The 14,649-nt window shown below is 69.8% G+C and carries 17 protein-coding genes; 5 read left to right on the forward strand and 12 right to left on the reverse strand.

The features are described 5' to 3' along the window. Position 1 precedes the first annotated feature (1 nt). Positions 2 to 1,339 (reverse strand): PQQ-dependent sugar dehydrogenase, encoded by a 1,338-nt coding sequence (locus tag ACZ522_RS16605; RefSeq protein ID WP_379697116.1) that lies wholly within the window; start codon positions 1,337 to 1,339, stop codon positions 2 to 4. A gap of 121 nt (positions 1,340 to 1,460) precedes the next feature. On the opposite strand from ACZ522_RS16605, the gene ACZ522_RS16610 reads away from it, so the two are divergent. Both ACZ522_RS16610 and ACZ522_RS16615 read left to right on the forward strand, forming a co-directional pair. Continuing rightward, positions 1,461 to 2,444 carry an ABC transporter ATP-binding protein gene (locus tag ACZ522_RS16610; RefSeq protein WP_379697114.1) on the forward strand — a complete coding sequence of 328 codons (984 nt, stop codon included), beginning with the start codon at positions 1,461 to 1,463 and terminating at the stop codon, positions 2,442 to 2,444. Beyond that, positions 2,441 to 3,202 (forward strand): ABC transporter permease, encoded by a 762-nt coding sequence (locus tag ACZ522_RS16615; protein WP_379697111.1) that lies wholly within the window; start codon positions 2,441 to 2,443, stop codon positions 3,200 to 3,202. Before ACZ522_RS16610 ends, ACZ522_RS16615 begins: the two co-directional genes overlap by 4 nt. A 38-nt stretch (positions 3,203 to 3,240) precedes the next feature. Here the strand turns inward: ACZ522_RS16615 and ACZ522_RS16620 are convergent, their stop codons facing one another. Beyond that, positions 3,241 to 4,272 carry a DUF7972 family membrane protein gene (locus tag ACZ522_RS16620; RefSeq protein WP_379697109.1) on the reverse strand — a complete coding sequence of 344 codons (1,032 nt, stop codon included), beginning with the start codon at positions 4,270 to 4,272 and terminating at the stop codon, positions 3,241 to 3,243. 55 nt (positions 4,273 to 4,327) lie between these two features. After that, complete coding sequence (locus tag ACZ522_RS16625; protein ID WP_379697106.1) at positions 4,328 to 5,485, reverse strand: S1C family serine protease; 1,158 nt, start codon at positions 5,483 to 5,485, stop codon at positions 4,328 to 4,330. Between the two features lie 183 nt (positions 5,486 to 5,668). On the opposite strand from ACZ522_RS16625, the gene ACZ522_RS16630 reads away from it, so the two are divergent. Next, positions 5,669 to 6,325: a bifunctional 4-hydroxy-2-oxoglutarate aldolase/2-dehydro-3-deoxy-phosphogluconate aldolase gene (locus tag ACZ522_RS16630; RefSeq protein WP_379697104.1), complete on the forward strand. Its 657-nt coding sequence runs from the start codon at positions 5,669 to 5,671 to the stop codon at positions 6,323 to 6,325. Here ACZ522_RS16630 and ACZ522_RS16635 read toward each other — a convergent pair. The 7 genes from ACZ522_RS16635 to ACZ522_RS16665 all read right to left on the reverse strand — a co-directional run bounded on the left by ACZ522_RS16635 (position 6,322) and on the right by ACZ522_RS16665 (position 12,097). Further along, positions 6,322 to 7,020: a carbonic anhydrase gene (locus tag ACZ522_RS16635; RefSeq protein WP_379697101.1), complete on the reverse strand. Its 699-nt coding sequence runs from the start codon at positions 7,018 to 7,020 to the stop codon at positions 6,322 to 6,324. The genes ACZ522_RS16630 and ACZ522_RS16635 overlap by 4 nt on opposite strands. Positions 7,021 to 7,279: 259 nt before the next feature. Next, positions 7,280 to 8,995 (reverse strand): PH domain-containing protein, encoded by a 1,716-nt coding sequence (locus tag ACZ522_RS16640; protein ID WP_379697099.1) that lies wholly within the window; start codon positions 8,993 to 8,995, stop codon positions 7,280 to 7,282. 1 nt (position 8,996) lies between these two features. Then, positions 8,997 to 9,464, reverse strand: coding sequence for a PH domain-containing protein (locus ACZ522_RS16645; RefSeq protein WP_379697096.1), 468 nt, complete (start codon positions 9,462 to 9,464; stop codon positions 8,997 to 8,999). 120 nt (positions 9,465 to 9,584) lie between these two features. Then, positions 9,585 to 10,349 (reverse strand): DUF7260 family protein, encoded by a 765-nt coding sequence (locus tag ACZ522_RS16650; RefSeq protein ID WP_379697093.1) that lies wholly within the window; start codon positions 10,347 to 10,349, stop codon positions 9,585 to 9,587. Continuing rightward, on the reverse strand, positions 10,340 to 11,410 hold the full coding sequence (locus ACZ522_RS16655) for a metallophosphoesterase family protein (protein ID WP_379697090.1): 1,071 nt from the start codon (positions 11,408 to 11,410) through the stop codon (positions 10,340 to 10,342). Before ACZ522_RS16655 ends, ACZ522_RS16650 begins: the two co-directional genes overlap by 10 nt. Continuing rightward, positions 11,407 to 11,541: a hypothetical protein gene (locus ACZ522_RS16660; protein WP_379697087.1), complete on the reverse strand. Its 135-nt coding sequence runs from the start codon at positions 11,539 to 11,541 to the stop codon at positions 11,407 to 11,409. The genes ACZ522_RS16655 and ACZ522_RS16660 overlap by 4 nt, the downstream gene beginning before the upstream one ends. A gap of 97 nt (positions 11,542 to 11,638) precedes the next feature. Further along, the gene (locus ACZ522_RS16665; RefSeq protein ID WP_379697085.1) at positions 11,639 to 12,097 is read right to left on the reverse strand and encodes a copper resistance protein CopD; all 459 of its coding nucleotides are present in this window, start codon (positions 12,095 to 12,097) and stop codon (positions 11,639 to 11,641) included. A gap of 124 nt (positions 12,098 to 12,221) precedes the next feature. On the opposite strand from ACZ522_RS16665, the gene ACZ522_RS16670 reads away from it, so the two are divergent. Next, a complete protein-coding gene (locus ACZ522_RS16670; protein WP_379697082.1) occupies positions 12,222 to 12,524 on the forward strand; it encodes a hypothetical protein in 303 nt (100 codons plus the stop codon). A gap of 121 nt (positions 12,525 to 12,645) precedes the next feature. On the opposite strand, the gene ACZ522_RS16675 is transcribed toward ACZ522_RS16670, so the two are convergent. Both ACZ522_RS16675 and ACZ522_RS16680 read right to left on the reverse strand, forming a co-directional pair. Beyond that, positions 12,646 to 12,930, reverse strand: a complete 285-nt coding sequence (locus tag ACZ522_RS16675) for a hypothetical protein (RefSeq protein WP_379697079.1) — start codon at positions 12,928 to 12,930, stop codon at positions 12,646 to 12,648. 97 nt (positions 12,931 to 13,027) lie between these two features. Continuing rightward, on the reverse strand, positions 13,028 to 13,945 hold the full coding sequence (locus ACZ522_RS16680) for an inositol monophosphatase family protein (protein WP_379697076.1): 918 nt from the start codon (positions 13,943 to 13,945) through the stop codon (positions 13,028 to 13,030). Between the two features lie 108 nt (positions 13,946 to 14,053). Here ACZ522_RS16680 and ACZ522_RS16685 point away from each other — a divergent pair, with 108 nt between their 5' ends. Next, positions 14,054 to 14,569, forward strand: a complete 516-nt coding sequence (locus ACZ522_RS16685; RefSeq protein WP_379697073.1) for a macro domain-containing protein — start codon at positions 14,054 to 14,056, stop codon at positions 14,567 to 14,569. Positions 14,570 to 14,649: the final 80 nt, after the last annotated feature.

Here is a 14,649-nt window from a genome sequence, read left to right on the forward strand (position 1 = left end):
TTCACGGCGCGACGAGTCGAGAGAGCGCGCCGGAGGACCCGGAGACGCCGCCCTCGTTCGTGAGGACGTACAACTCCTCGCCGTCGCGGCCGAACGCGAGGACGTTCGAACCGAGCGACGGCGACCCGACGACGGACACCTCCGAGACGGGCCACGGAACCTCCCCGGCGTCGGGGTTCGCGGCGAACAGGCGGCCGTCCGCCTGCCAGTCCGCGAAGACGTACGCCCCCGAGAGGGCCGGAACCGCGTCGCCGCGGTAGACGTACCCGCCGATGACCGCCGCGCCCGAGGGGCCGTCGCCCGAGTGGGAGTACTCGATTACGGGGTTCGCGAGGGGTTCGCCTGCGGGGGTCTCCGAGGGGCAGTCGTCGGCCTCGAAGCAGGCGGTGCCCTCGCGGACGTTCCACCCGTAGTTTCCGCCCCTCTCCACGCGGTTCACCTCCTCGTACGCGCTCTCGCCGACGTCGGCGACGTACAGGTCCTCGCCGTCGAAACTCGCTCGCCACGGGTTGCGAAAGCCCCACGCGTACTGCTCGTCGAAGCCCTCGCGCCCCACGAGGGGGTTGTCGTCGGGGATCCCGTACGGCCTATCGTTCGCGCGGCTATCCACGTCTATCCGCAGGACGCTCCCGAGGCGGTTCCGCGTCACGTCCTGCCCGTTGCCGCCGGACACGGCGTCGTACCAGTCTTCGGCGTGTCCCGTCCCGCTGTCTCCGCTCCCGCCGCCGTCGCCGACGCCGACGTAGAGGTAGCCGTCCGGGCCGAAGACGACGAACCCGGCGTTGTGGTTCGGTTGCGGTTCCGGAATCTCCAACAGCGTTCGCTCCGCCGGCGAGGGGTCGTCCGCGCCGGGGTCCACCGTCAGTTCGCTCAGGACGAACGTGTGGCTGTAGTTCGAGGGCGTCCCCTCCCGGTTCGGAGCGCTGTACCTGACGAACAGGCGGCCGTTCTCCGCGAAGTCGGGGTGCGCCGCCATCCCCAGCAGTCCGCGCTCGGAGTAGCCGCTCACGTCCACCACGCGGTCCCGGAGGTCGAGATACGGCCTGTCGGCGCGGCCGTCCTCCGTCACCGACCAGACGACGCCGGGTTGGTCCGCGACGAACCGGCGGTCGATTCCCGCCGGCGCGCAGAGGTCCACCGGCGCGGCGAACCCCTCGGCGACGCGTTCGAGTCCGACCGTCGCGTCGTCGAGCGACGGGGTGCCGGCGGCGGTACCGGTACCGTCGGAGTCCGTCGTCGCTGTGTCCGTCCCAGACGAGTCGCCGCCGCACCCGGCGAGTGCGCCCGCGAGTGCCGCGGCGGACGCGCCGAGGAACCGCCGTCTGTCCACGGAGACCATGGGCGGACCTGGGGCCGGGGCCGGATTAAAGCCTCCTCCGGCGGGTCGGTCGGGTGGTTCCCCGTTCGATTCCGCGCCGGATTCCGAATCCCTTACCACCGGACGACACCGAACCGGAGGTATGGACAAGGTACTCGTCGCCGAGAGCGTCCGCAAGTCCTACGGCGACGTGGAGGCGCTTTCGGGCGTCTCGCTCTCCGTCGCCGAGGGCGAGGTGTTCGGACTCATCGGCCCGAACGGCGCGGGGAAGACGACGCTCGTCCGGGCGTTGACCGGGACGACGGCCGTCGAGGGGGAAGTCAGCGTCCTCGGGTCCGACCCGGCGGCGGTGGACGAGTCCCGCGTCGGCCTCCTCCCGCAGTCGTTCTCGCCCGCGAGTCGCCTGACGGCCCGCGAACTCGTCTCCTACTACGCGGGCCTCTACGACGAGGCGCGCGACCCAGACGCCGCGTTGGCGGACGTCGGCATCGAGGGCGACGACGCCGACGCGTGGTACGAGAACCTCTCGGGCGGGCAGAAGCGACGGACGTGCGTCGCGGCGGCCCTCGTCAACGACCCCGACGTGCTGTTCTTGGACGAACCGACGACGGGCATCGACCCCGCGGGGCGGCGGTCGCTGTGGAACCTGCTCGAATCGCTCGCCGACGGCGGGACGACGGTGTTTCTCACCAGTCACTCGATGGCCGAGGTCGAACGCCTGTCGGACCGCGTCGGCTTGCTCAACGACGGCGAACCCGTCGCCGTCGGGACGCCCGCCGACCTCGTGGCGGCCCACGGCGGCGACAGCAGACTCCTCGTGGAGACGACGGCGGACCCCGACCCCGCCGCCCTCGCCGACGGGCGGTTCAGCGTCTCGACCCGGGGGGAGAAACTGATCTTCGAGGGTCTGACGCCCCGCGACATCGGCGACGCCGTGCGCGCGTTGGACGACGCGGGCGTGGCGTTCGACTCGCTGACGTGGACGGAACCGGACCTCGAAGACGTCTACCTGTCGCTGACGGGCGAGTCGTTCGAGGCGGGCAGGCGGCCGAACGCGGCCGCGGAGGCGGACGCCGACTCGAACGCCGACGCGCCGGTCGCCGAGGCGGGAGGTGGTCGCCGATGACCGCCGCCGGGCGCGTTCGCTCGACGTTCTTCGCGTCGTGGCACTCGTTCCTCCGCCGCCGGACGGCGGTGTTCTTCACGTTCTTCTTCCCCGTCATCATCGTCCTCATCTTCGGGGCGTTGGTGCAGACGCAACCGACCGGCGGCGGCCTGTTCGCCGAACCGGCGGGCTACTACGTCCCCGGCTACCTCGCCGTCGTCGTCCTGTTCACCCCACTCTCGCGCGTCGGGTCGAGCATCGCCCGCCACCGCGAGGGCAACCGCTTCGAGAAGTTGGCGACGACGCCCCTCACGCGCGCGGAGTGGTTGCTGGCACAGACGCTTGTGAACGTCGTCGTCATCGGCCTCGCCGCGTTGGCGCTTCTCGTCCTCACGGTTCTCGTGACCGGCGTGTCGCTTCCGCTGACCGCCGAGACGCTCTTGGTCGTCCCGTTCGTCGCCCTCGGCGTGACGCTGTTCTGCGGCCTCGGTGCCGTCATCGGCCGCGTCGCCGACTCCCAAGACGGCGTCATCGCGGCGTCGAACGCCATCGCGTTGCCCCTCCTGTTCCTCTCGGAGACGTTCGTCACGCCCGACCTCCTGCCGGCGTGGTTCCGCCCGGCGGTGAACCTCTCGCCGTTGACGTACTTCGCCCGCGGCGTCCGCGCGGTGACGTACGCCGACGCCTCCGGGGGTGCGCTGTTCAACTTAGCCGTGCTGACGGCGTTGGCAGTCGCGTTCTTCGCCGCGGGGGCGTACGCGATTCCGCGGACGGACTGAGGCGACGCCGAGAGAGCGAACGTCGGCTCCCGGTTCTCTCACGGCGATTTGAACGTGGGCTGTTCCTGCGTCGGCGTGGTGAACGGCGTGATGGCGACGGTTCGCTCCGAGACGACGGAGAGGCGCAGCACGTAGGAGATGAGTACCATCAGTGGAGCCGTGCCGACGGTCGAAACGACGAGGATGACGAACGACAGTTGGCCGATGCTGGCGACGGTCGACGGGGTAATCGACAGTATCGTGAGGACGGTCATCGTCAGGAGGATGGCCGGCGTCCCGACGTACAGGAGGCGACGCGACAGGCGCGCGAGTTCCACCTGCATGTAGAGCGTCTTCAGGTACTGCCGCGCCACGTCTATCTGCTGGAGTCGGACGACGAGTCTCTCGAGCGTCTCCTCCATCTCGTCGGGGAGATCGTCGCCGCGTTTCTTGCGGAACTCGACGATGTCGTACATCTCCTGTGAGTAGTTCGAGTCCAACATCAACACGAGCGTGCCGAACACCTCGGAGTCGCTGTCCTTGATGCCGCGAAGTACCGACGCCGCGTGTCTGTCGAGCGGTTTCGACCACTCCTCGACCTCCCCGTCCAACTCGCTTCCGAGGCGTTCCCGCTGGCGTTCGATGTCGCCGAGGGCGTCGCAGATACCCTCGAAGAGCACTTCTACGAACGCCGCCGGGGTGACCGGCGCAGTGTCCACAGCGGTGAGTTCCACGGCCTTCTGGCGGTACTCTCTGGCCTCAGATATCTGCTCGCGGAGTTCGCCGAGGTCACTCAACTGCCGGGAGATGACGAGTTGGTTGATGGAGAGCACGACGGCCACGAGGGTGAAGTTTCCGCCGAAAATGGCGCTCAGCAGGTAGTAAACCGGCGAGAGTTTGATGTGGCTCACCTTGAACCACCAGTCGAGGAGGCTCACGAACGTCCCGAACACGACGAGGAGGATGGCGGCCAAGACCAGTCGGCTCCCGTCGAGGAACACCCACTCGTGTACCTTCGACGGAACTGTTCGCGCCGCCCGGCGGTACGACCGAAGGCGGACGTCCGTCTCTCCCTCGTGGTGTTGAGCCATCGGTTCCGTAGTAACGGTGCGGCCGGGAAGTGCGTTCTGCCCCCGAAACGGACGGTCAGCGGACCGGAACGTTCGACCCGCGGCGCGCGCCGCCGCGCCCGCCCTCCCGCGCGCGACGTTCGCGGCGGCGGTCCTCGGGCGAGGGGCGTTCGTCCAAGGTGACGGAGAGCGTCCTCTCTACGCCGTCGCGTATCACGTCTATCTCGACGGGTTCGCCGGGGCGCGTCTCCGTGATGAGATAGCGCATCAACTCCTCGTGCGAGCGGAGTTCGTTGCCGCCGATGCCGACGATGATGTCGCCCCCGACGGGGACGCGTTGGCCGCGGACGTCGCGGGTGTCGTCCGCGCCCCTGAGGGCGTCCGATTCCGTCTCGTCGGACTGCGTCCGACCGTCCGTTGAACTCCGTTCGGCGATGTCGTCGGGGCGTCCCCGGCGGCCCGCCGAGCTCTGCTCGGCGATGTCGTCGGATTGTCCCCGACGGCCCGCAGAGCTCTGCTCGGCGATGTCCACGACGAGGACGCCGCGGGGTTCGTCCGCGCCGTTGGCTTCCGCGACGGTGGGCGTCACGTCGAGCGTCCGCGCCCGCAGGTACGAGTGCGCGTAGCGGCCGGACTCGACGAGTTCCGGGACGACGCGTTCGACGATGGTGGGCGAGACGGCGAAGCCGATGTTGTCGCCCTGTCTGGCGCGGTTGACGCCGACGACTTCGTAGCCGCCGTCGCCGTCGAGGGCGACGAGCGGACCCCCGGAGTTCCCGGGGTTGATGGGCGCGTCCGTCTGGACGACGTCCGGGATGGCGAACCCGCCGGAGGTGGGCATCGACCTGTTCGACCCGGAGACGATGCCCGCGGTGATGGAGCCGTCGAGTCCGAGCGGGTTGCCGAGTGCGGCGACGGGCCGGCCGGGCGAGGGGTTCTCGCCGGCGACCGGAAGCGGCGTCGCCGACTCCGGGAGGTCCTCCACCGCGACGACGGCGAGGTCCGTGTAGGCGTCCGTCCCGACCACCTCGCCCGTCGCCCAGCCCCCGTCGGCGAACCGGAGTTCGACGGCGGCGGCCCCGTCGACGACGTGTTGGTTCGTCAGCACGTGCTGGTCGTCGTAGACGAACCCCGACCCCGCGCCGACGCTCGGCGCGCGGCGGCCGACGTACAGCGAGACGACGGAGGGGATGACGTCGCGGTACAGCCTCTCGTAATCGGTTTCTCCGAACATGTGGTGTACGACCCTCGGGGTCGCTTACGTCGGGTAAGGGTCGAGAGGTGAAGAGGTTGTCGCGCGTTCACACTCGCCACGGAAGAACCGTCGGCGGATGCGGAGGTCGGACGAGGGGGCCGAGTCGGTGCCGTCCGTCGGTCCCGGGGGCTTAATAGCGAACGCGGCGGAGGTGGAGACGACATGGTCGCACTCGACGTACACGAGGACATGCAACGACTCACCGAGAGCGGCGTCGTCGCGGTGATGCGCGGGGCCGACGCAGACACCGTCATCGAGGTGGCGCAGGCGCTTCAGGAGGGCGGCGTCACGGCGTACGAGATAACCGCCGACAACCCCGACGCGATGGAACTCATCCGCGAACTGTCGGCGTCGTTCACGGACGACGAGGCTATCGTCGGCGCCGGGACGGTCCTCGACGGGGAGACGGCGGGGCAGGCCATCCGGGCGGGCGCGGAGTTCGTCGTCAGCCCGAGTTTCCACGAGGACGTCGTCGAGACGAGCAACCGCCACGGCACCTTGGTCGCGCCGGGCATCTTCACGCCGACGGAGGCGATACGCGCCTTCGAGACCGGCGCGGACTTCGTGAAACTGTTCCCCGCCTCCACGGCGGGGCCGAAGCACCTATCGAGTATTCAAGGGCCGCTTCCGCAGATTCCCATCATGCCGACGGGCGGCATCGACATCGACAACGCCGCAGACTTCATCGAGGCGGGCGCACTCGTCGTCGGGGCGGGCAGTTCCATCATGGACGCCGACGCCATCGAGTCGGGCGACTACGAGTCCATCACGGAGACGGCCCGCGAGTTCACCGACGCGATAGAGTCTGCTCGGAATTAGAGCAGCGAGCGAACGCGGTCCTCGTACTCCTCGGGCACGCGTTCGCGGAGGGCGTCACCGTCGGTTTCCCCGTCCACGGAGACGAGGTACGCCGCCCCGTCGTCGTCGCCGTACGCCCGTTGGAAGTCGTAGACGAACCCCGAGACGGTCACGTCCTCGGGGACGGCGTCGCTCTCGACGAGGAACTTCACCTGTTCGCGGACGAGGTACTCGACGAGGCGGTTGACCGCCTCGCCCGTCTCCGTCTCCGTCTCCTCGTCGTAGATGCCTTCCTCCGCCGCCGCCTCGACGTACGGGACGAGTCGGGATATCGCCTGTTCGACGCCCGGCAGGGCGTCGCCCCCCTCGCCGCTAACCGCCCGGTAGGCGGCGGTGACCGCCCCGCACCCGGTGTGGCCGAGGACGACCGCGTCGTCCACGTCCAGCGAATCGACGGCGTAGCCGACGGCGTCGTTGGCGACGAGTTCACCGTCGGCGTCCGTCCACGCCTGATTGCCGACGTTGACCGACGTGAACAGTTCGCCCGCCTCCGCCACGTCCCACGCGCCCTCGGCGGGGACGCGCGAGTCCGAACAACTGACCGTCACCACGTCGGGGTCTTGGCCCTCTCTGAGCCCCGAGAAGTGGTCGGCGGCGGTGTCGCGTACGTGTCGCTCGTTACCTTCCAGCAGTCTCCGGAGTCCGTTCGAGACCATACGGGACGGTGCGAGCCACCGGGAAAAATGGTTTACTCACCGACGGAGAATCACCGTCGCCGAAACGGTCGTCGCCGGCGGGTTCTTCGTCCGGCTCCTACTCGGACACGATACCGTATGGAGGCCACCCGTCCGCTGAGTCCACCTCTGAACTGACCGAGTCGGTTCCGTAGGGAGAACGATACGCGCTACACTGGCGGGTACTTCGGTCTGAACTACGAGCAGAGAACCCCCTCGGAAACCGCCGGTGAGTCGCCGGCTACTCCTCGCCCCGCGTCTCGTCCCGGACGACCGAGTCGTCGTCCGCGGCGTCGGATTCGTCCGCGATATCGGCGTCGGTGCCGGACGCGCCGTCGGTTTCCGACGCGTTGTTCTCGACGACTGCGTCGTCGCCCTCGGGAACGCCGCTCGTTCCTGCACCGTCGCCCTCGGCGTCGCCTTCGCCCTCGCCTTCAGAGTCGGCCTCCGATTCGAACTCCGCCTCCGCGGCGGCCCGCCGCGTTCGACGCTGTTCGGCCTGCCGGGCGGCGCGGGCGGCGATGAGTCGGCTGTCGAGTTCGTCCCGGAGTCGGTCGGCGCTCGCGGCGTCGATATCGACGGCGGCGGCGTCGCTCCCGCCCAGCGAGAGCGACCCCGCGGTGTCGATGGTGACGGTGGCGAGGCGGAGGCGACGCTGGAATATCGTCCGGGTGTCGATGACCGTCTGGATGCGGTAGTACGGGACGGCTTTCGTCTCGCGCTTCAACACGCCGTTTCGCGTGACGACGTGGTCCGGACCGAGCCAGTAGCCGCGGTGCTTCCACTTGTAGTGCGCCGCGACGGGAATCGCCGGCAGGACGAGCCCGGTCCAGTACCACGGAATCCCGCCGAAGACGGTGTTCGCGGCGTACAGCACGCCGGTGAGAACGGAGAGCGCGATGAGATAGCGCGCGGCGTACCGGCGGCGAGTCCGCTTCGGCGGGCGTTCGAACGCCGGCGACCCGACGCGTTCGATGTCGTTCACGAGCGAGTCGATTCGCTCCCGCCGCGCGAGGGGAATCGCCGCCTCGGACCCGCGGCCGTTCTCGCTGCCGCCCGGTCCGTGCCCCGCCGTCTCGATGAGGAGCGTCGCGTACCCCGCCCACCGCTTCAGCGGGTTGTCCGCGACGGTCAGCGTCTGCACCTTGTCGAACGGAATCGACCCGTCGTACCGCTGGAGCAGCCCGCGTTCGTACTGAAGTTCGTCCTCCGACCGCACGAGGCGGAAGCCGTAGTAGTTGACGACGGCCACCGTCGCGCCGGCCACCCATGAGACGAGAACCGCGGCGACGACGAGGACGACGACGCCGACGACGGCGGTGGGGAACCCGAACGCGTCCGGCAGGAGCGACGTGACGAACGGGACGGATCCCGAGGCGAACAGGAACACCGCGCCGGGGATGCGGAAGTCGAACGAGAGCGCGCCCAAGATTGCGAGTTCGCGGTCGTCGAGGGAGAACAGTTCCTCCGCGGGCGCGCGCGTCTCCGGTTCGGCGTCCTCGCCGCGCTTGAGGCGCGGCAGTTCCCGCTGGAGGCGTTTCGCCTCCTCGAAGGAGACGTAGCGGAGCTGCGCCTCGGTTCCGCTCCCGCCCGCCGTCTCGAAGTTCACCGCCGCGATGCCGACCGCTCGTTGGACGACGTTCCGGGAGATATCGACGTTCTGGATGCGCCGGAGCGGTATCTCGCGCGTCCGACGAGCGACGACGCCGGAGTGGATGTCCAGCGTGTCGGCGGTGAGGTCGTACCCGAACAGGCGGTAGTACGCCGCCTCGTAGGCGATCAGGAGGGCGACGCCGCCGCCGGCGACGACGACCAACGCGGCGGGACCGGCGAGTCCGACGAACGGGAGGTTCATCCCCCCCGTGGCGAGGGCGAACGCGACGAACGCGAGGACGCTCCCGCCCCGTTGGATGACGCGGTACGGCACCGAGAGCGCCGAGAGTCGCTGCTCGGGCATCTCAGACCGCGTCCTCGCCTTCGGAGCGGATGGCGAGCCGCTTCAACCGCTCCTGTAGTTCCTCCGCGCCCTCCAGCGTGAGCCCCGGAACCGTCACGTCGGCCCCGCGGGACCCCGCCGTGTAGACGACGGTTCGCGCCAGTCCGACGAACCGTTCGGTGGGGTTCCGAGCGGAGTCGACGTGCTGGATGCGGACGAACGGGACGACCGTGCGGACGCGGGTGAACACCCCGCGTTCGAGGTACAGCGAGTCGTCGCGGACCTCGTACGTCCACGACCGGTACCGCGCGACGGCGAGGAGGACGCCGAGAACGAGGAGGGTGCCGCCCACGGCGAACGGCGTCCACGAGGGGAGAAACGGCGGGGCGAAGAAGCGGACGACGGCGAAGGCGATACCGCCGAGTATCGCCGCGGTAATCGCCGAGCGACCGGCCCACAGCACTTGGACGCGCGGGTGCAGTCGCGTCATCGTCGTGCGCGACCGGCGGTTACCTGTCGGGACGCGGGCGAGGCGATGATGGTGCGCATGGGCGAGAATTTCCCCTCGCGGGATAAATAGGTGTGGCCGCGACCGACCGCCCGCGCCGCCTCACGCCGTCGTCGAGACGGTCCGGTCGATGCGGGAGAGCGCCGTCTCCACGAGGCGGCGCGCCGAGGCGAGGGCGTCCAGTCCGGGATGCGAGCAGTCCACGTCGTGATAGAGGTACTCCGTCACGCTCGGGACCAGACCAGAGAGGGTTCGCCGGTGGGCGGCGAGCGTCCGTTGGCGCTCCCGCGCGCGTTCGTCCAGCCCGTCCCGAAGGGCGAGGACGTCCTCGCGGAGGGCGAGGAGTTCGTCGAACGACCGGGCGGAGAGCGGTCGGTCGTCCAGCGACGAGAGCTCCCCGACGACCCGTTCGACTCCCTCCTCGACGGCGTTCAGCGACGCGAACTCCTCGTCCAAGATGCCGAGGAACTCCTCCCGTTCGCGGACGGCGTTGGCTGCGGCGGAGACGACGGCCCCCCGCAGTTCCGGCGAGAGCCCCGGCCCGGCGGTCATCCCGGCGGCTATCTCGTCGCCGAACTCCGCGGCGAGGCTTTCGGGGTACGCGTCGCCGTACTCCTCCTCGTAGTGGGGGACGTTCATGACCGTCCGTTCGTACGCCCTCCGGACGGCGGCGAGCGAGGGCGGCGTCTCCCGACCGGCCGTCTTCACCCCGAGGGGCCCCCTCGCCGACCCGGCGGCCGTCGAGGGCTGGACATCCGCGACGGCGGAGCGGAACGACCGGAACGCCGCCTTCTCGTCCACGCACCGCTGCCGTTCGCGCCCGAGCGACTCCCTCGCTTCTTCGACGTGCGTCCGCCTCAGCGCCATCGAATCCCCTCCGGCACGTCGTCGTAGTCGGTCTCCCTCCGATGGGCCGCGGGGCTTCGCTCCGCGACGTTCTCGCCGGAGCGGGCCCGCTCGCGTTCGTCCGCGAACGGGACGTTCGACCCCGCGAGCGCGCCGTCGGCGGCGTGGGCCGCGATGCTCCGCCCGTGGGCGTTCCCGTCCCGCACCAACTCGTACGCCTCCGCGCGCCCGTTCGCCCCGGAGAGCGGAACCATCCGAACGTCGGTCCCCGAGGGGCCGACGTCCACGAGAAGCATCGCCTGCGGGTACGAACACGTCGCGGGCGCGATGAGTTCCCGAACGCCGCGCTTCCGCGCCGTCGCGGGCCAGTGGATGTGTCCCGAGAGGACGAGCGGAACGCTCCGCTCCGCGAGGAGTTCGAGGAGTTCCTCGGCGTTGCGCAGTTGGTAGAAGTCGCCGTCGGCGAACGGGCCGGTGTGCTCCCGCGGGTGAAACAGGTTGTGGTGGAGGGTGACGAGGGGCGTCTCGGCGTCCGCGAGCGTCTCGTCCAACCACGCGAGGTGCGCGTCCGGGATCAATCCCTCGTGGGAGTCGGCGAGTTCGCCGTCGCCGCCGGCGCTGTCTAACCCGAGCACGTCCACGCCGCCGGCGCGGACGCGGAACGGAAGCGCGCCCGCGGCGTACCGGTCGGCGAACTCGGAGACGGGCGGCGTCTCGTAGTCGTTCCACGCCTTCGGAACGTCGTGGTTGCCGGGGACGGCGACCCACTCACCGTCGAGTTCCCGGAGCACCTCGTCCGCGCAGGCGAACTCCTCGGGCCGGCCGTCGCGCGTCAGGTCGCCGAGGAACACCGTCAGGTCCGCGTCGGCGTCGGCGGCGGCGGCCACGGCCGCCCGGAGTCGCGTCTCGGTTCGGTGGTACGCCTTCCACGTCCCGGACGCGGTGGGCGTCACGTGCGGGTCCGAGACGACGGCGATTCGCGTCCGCGTCGGGGAGAGCGGACGCGAGAGTCGGGCGAGGAGCGGTCCGGGAGCCGAGTCCGAGCGCGCGAACTCGTCGTCGGGGTACGCGTCGAGACTCATCGCTCGACGGTTCGCTCGTACGTTCCGAGCGCGGTGTCGCGGCGGACGACGATTCGTCCGTCCGACTCGCGGAGTTCGATGGTCAACGGGGCGTCGCTCCGGTCGGTTCGCTGCGTGTCGTCCCCTTGCATCTCGTCGGGTGATGCGCCCGCTCCGGGGTTAAAAATATCGTATGGATTATACGTTCTTCGTCGTATCCGTATGTTCTCTCTATAGTGACAGGTACACTCAGTAGAACGACGCGCCGGTAGCCAACAGACCGGCGTCCACGAGGAGCAGGACGCCGACGACGGCCGCCGCGCGGAAGACGCCGATAGCGTCTCTGGCGGGCGCTCGAACGCGTTTCTCCTGCAGGCCGTCGGAGAGTCGCCCGTTGCCGACTTCGACGAGGGCGGCGAGCGCCAACCAGAGTGCGAGCATGGCGAGGACGAGGTGACCGCGTCCGGTTCCTATCAGGGTCTCGATAGTGTATCTCGTCCCGGCGAGGTGACCGCCGGTGAGGAACATCACGACGGACGCGCCGCGGGACCCCCTCACGAGCGTTCGGGACAGCGATTCGAGGGGGGCGGCGTCGAGCGACCCCCCGACGGCGGCGGGGAGAATCGCGCCCGCGACGAAGACGACGCTTCCGACCCACAACGCGCCCGTGAGAACGTGCAGTACCGTGACGGCGGTATCGACCAGCATACCGACACCTCCGTTCGCCGCCGTTTGAACGTTACCGGTTTCCGACCGGTCGTCCGCGGCGACGGGTCGCGGGCGGACGGCCACGCCCGTTCTGTTTTGTATCCGGCCCCGGTAGGGACGGCGTATGGCAGACGAAGCAGACGCCGACGGTAGCGACGGGAACGACGAGTTCGAGCGGGTTCGAGAACGGGCCGTCGCCGCCCTCGAGGAGGGAGAGCCGATCTCGATATACCTCGGGCTGGTTCACGAAAACGGCGCGAACGAGTACTACTTCGGAAACGACGTGGACGAACGCGAACTCCGGGAGGCGGCCACCGAGCAACTCGGGATGCTGACGCGAGTGCTCGCGGACCAGTCGGCGGCGAGCGTCGAGGAGATAGCCGAACTCGCCGTCGAACGCGCCGAGGCGATGAACCTACAGCCGTAACCGTCGGGTTCGGTCAGCGTCGGGGGACGTTCTTCGGCGCGGCGGGGGTCGTGCCACGCCCGCGACCCGGCGTCTACCGGCGCACGTCCAGGACACTCCGAGAAGTGAGACGCGAACCGCGTCAGCGATGCGGCGAGACGTCGTCGCGCGTCGGTCGCCAGACGTACACGGACGACCCCGAAAACTCCGTCTCCTCCGGCCGCCCCCCCGTCGAGGACGCCGAGGATTCCCCTCGATCGCGGTACCGGCGGGCGGCCAACCCGGCAACGAACAACCCGAGGGCGACGCCGAGGGAGACGTACCGGAGTGCGCTTCCGACGCCTCCGATTTCGCCGTCTCCGCTTCCGCCGCCGCCGTCGCGGGTCGATTCTCCGCCTCGCGTTCGCTCCGAGAAGGATGGTGCCATAGACGCCCTTCGCGAGCCGTAATTATACGCTTACGGGTTCGTCTCTCCGCGTGCGTTCGACCGACGGCCCACGCGCATTCGTCGCGCGAGGCGGTCGCTACCGGGCGGATTCGACCGCGTCGCGCAGTTCCGACAGCGTCGCGTCGTCGCCCGCGCCGACGTAGAGTCCCTCGACGCCGCGTCCGTGCGAGCGAACGCCGCTCTCCTCGGCGAGGAGTTCGCCCGCGTGCTGTTCGTACACCTCGGGGCGGAGGCAGACGATGCCCTCGATGCCGCCGCGGGCGAGCAGTCCCCAATCGACGCACGGCGACCACGTCTGGACGACGCGCTTGCACCGAGGCCGGAGGGCAGCCTCGATTCGGTCGCCGAGGGCCGCCAGTTCCGGGTCGCGGACGGCCGAGAGGCCGCGGACGAACGAGACGGTGCCCCGGTCGAGGGGGACGTCGCTCCCGGCGGCGAGGCGTTCGCCGTTGACCGTCGCCCCCTCGCCGCGGCGGGCGACGTACAGCGAGTCCGGGAGCGGTTCGTAGATGGCCGAGACGACGGGCTCGCCGTCCCTGAGGACGCAGACCGCGGTGGCGAACGACGGGAGCCCCGACGCGAAGTTGTTCGTGCCGTCGAGGGGGTCCACGACCCACCGGAACCGGTGGTCGCCGTCGCGGCCGGACTCCTCGCCGTGGAAGGCGTGGTCGGCGAACGACTCCCGGAGGACGGACCGGATGCGCTCCTCCGCGGCGCGGTCGGCGTCGGCCTTCACGTCGTCGGTCCCGTACTCCGCGTCGAGTTCGTCGCCGCGGAACGCGTCCCGGAGATAGTCGCCGCTCGCGCGGACGGCCCGCGTCGCTACCGTCGCCAGTTCGTCGAGGGTCGGGTCGGCGTCATCGGACTGTGTCCGAGGGGCGGTCGAGCTCTGCTCGACTACGTCGCCGAGGGAATCTCGGCGGCCCAACGGACGTCGTCCGTCGGCGTCGGCGACGTCCGACCCGTCCCGGTCGGCGTTCGGGTGGTCCTCCATAGAGGTGGCCGGGCGCGCGACGGCAAGAGCGATTCGGTCGGGGCGACGCGACGACGCCTGACCCCGCGGCGCACCGACATTTTTCGTCCGTCGGCCCGTACGCCCGCTATGGAGTTCACCGTGGTTCAGGGAGACATCGCCCAGCAGTCGGCGGACGCGCTAGTCAACGCCGCGGGGACGAGCCTCCGCATGGGGTCCGGCGTCGCGGGCGCACTCCGCCGAGAGGGCGGCGAGGCGTTGAACGACGCGGCGGTCAGGAACGGCCCCATCGACTTGGGGGACGTGGCCGTCACGAAGGCCTACGAGTTGGACGCCGAACACGTCATCCACGCCGCGGCGATGCCGCACTTCGGCGACGGGGAGGCCACGGCGAAGAGCATCCGCGACGCGACCCGCAACAGTCTCGAACGCGCCGACGAACTCGGCTGTTCGTCGCTCGTCCTCCCGGCACTCGGGTGCGGCGTCGCCGGGTTCCCGTTGGAGGAGGGCGCGCGCATCATCGCCGAGGAACTCGCCGACTACGAACCGTCGTCGCTCTCTGACGTTCGCTTCGTCGCCTACGGCGAGGAGGACTACGAGACGATCCGGCGCGTCGCGGGGGAGGTTCGCGGCGACGGGGAGTGACGAGAGGCCCAGTAGAGTGACTGATGCGATTTTAGGGTTACTACCGCAGCGTGGCTCTGTTGAAACCCGCAGCAGAGTGC

It is taken from the genome of Halopelagius fulvigenes, assembly GCF_055398025.1.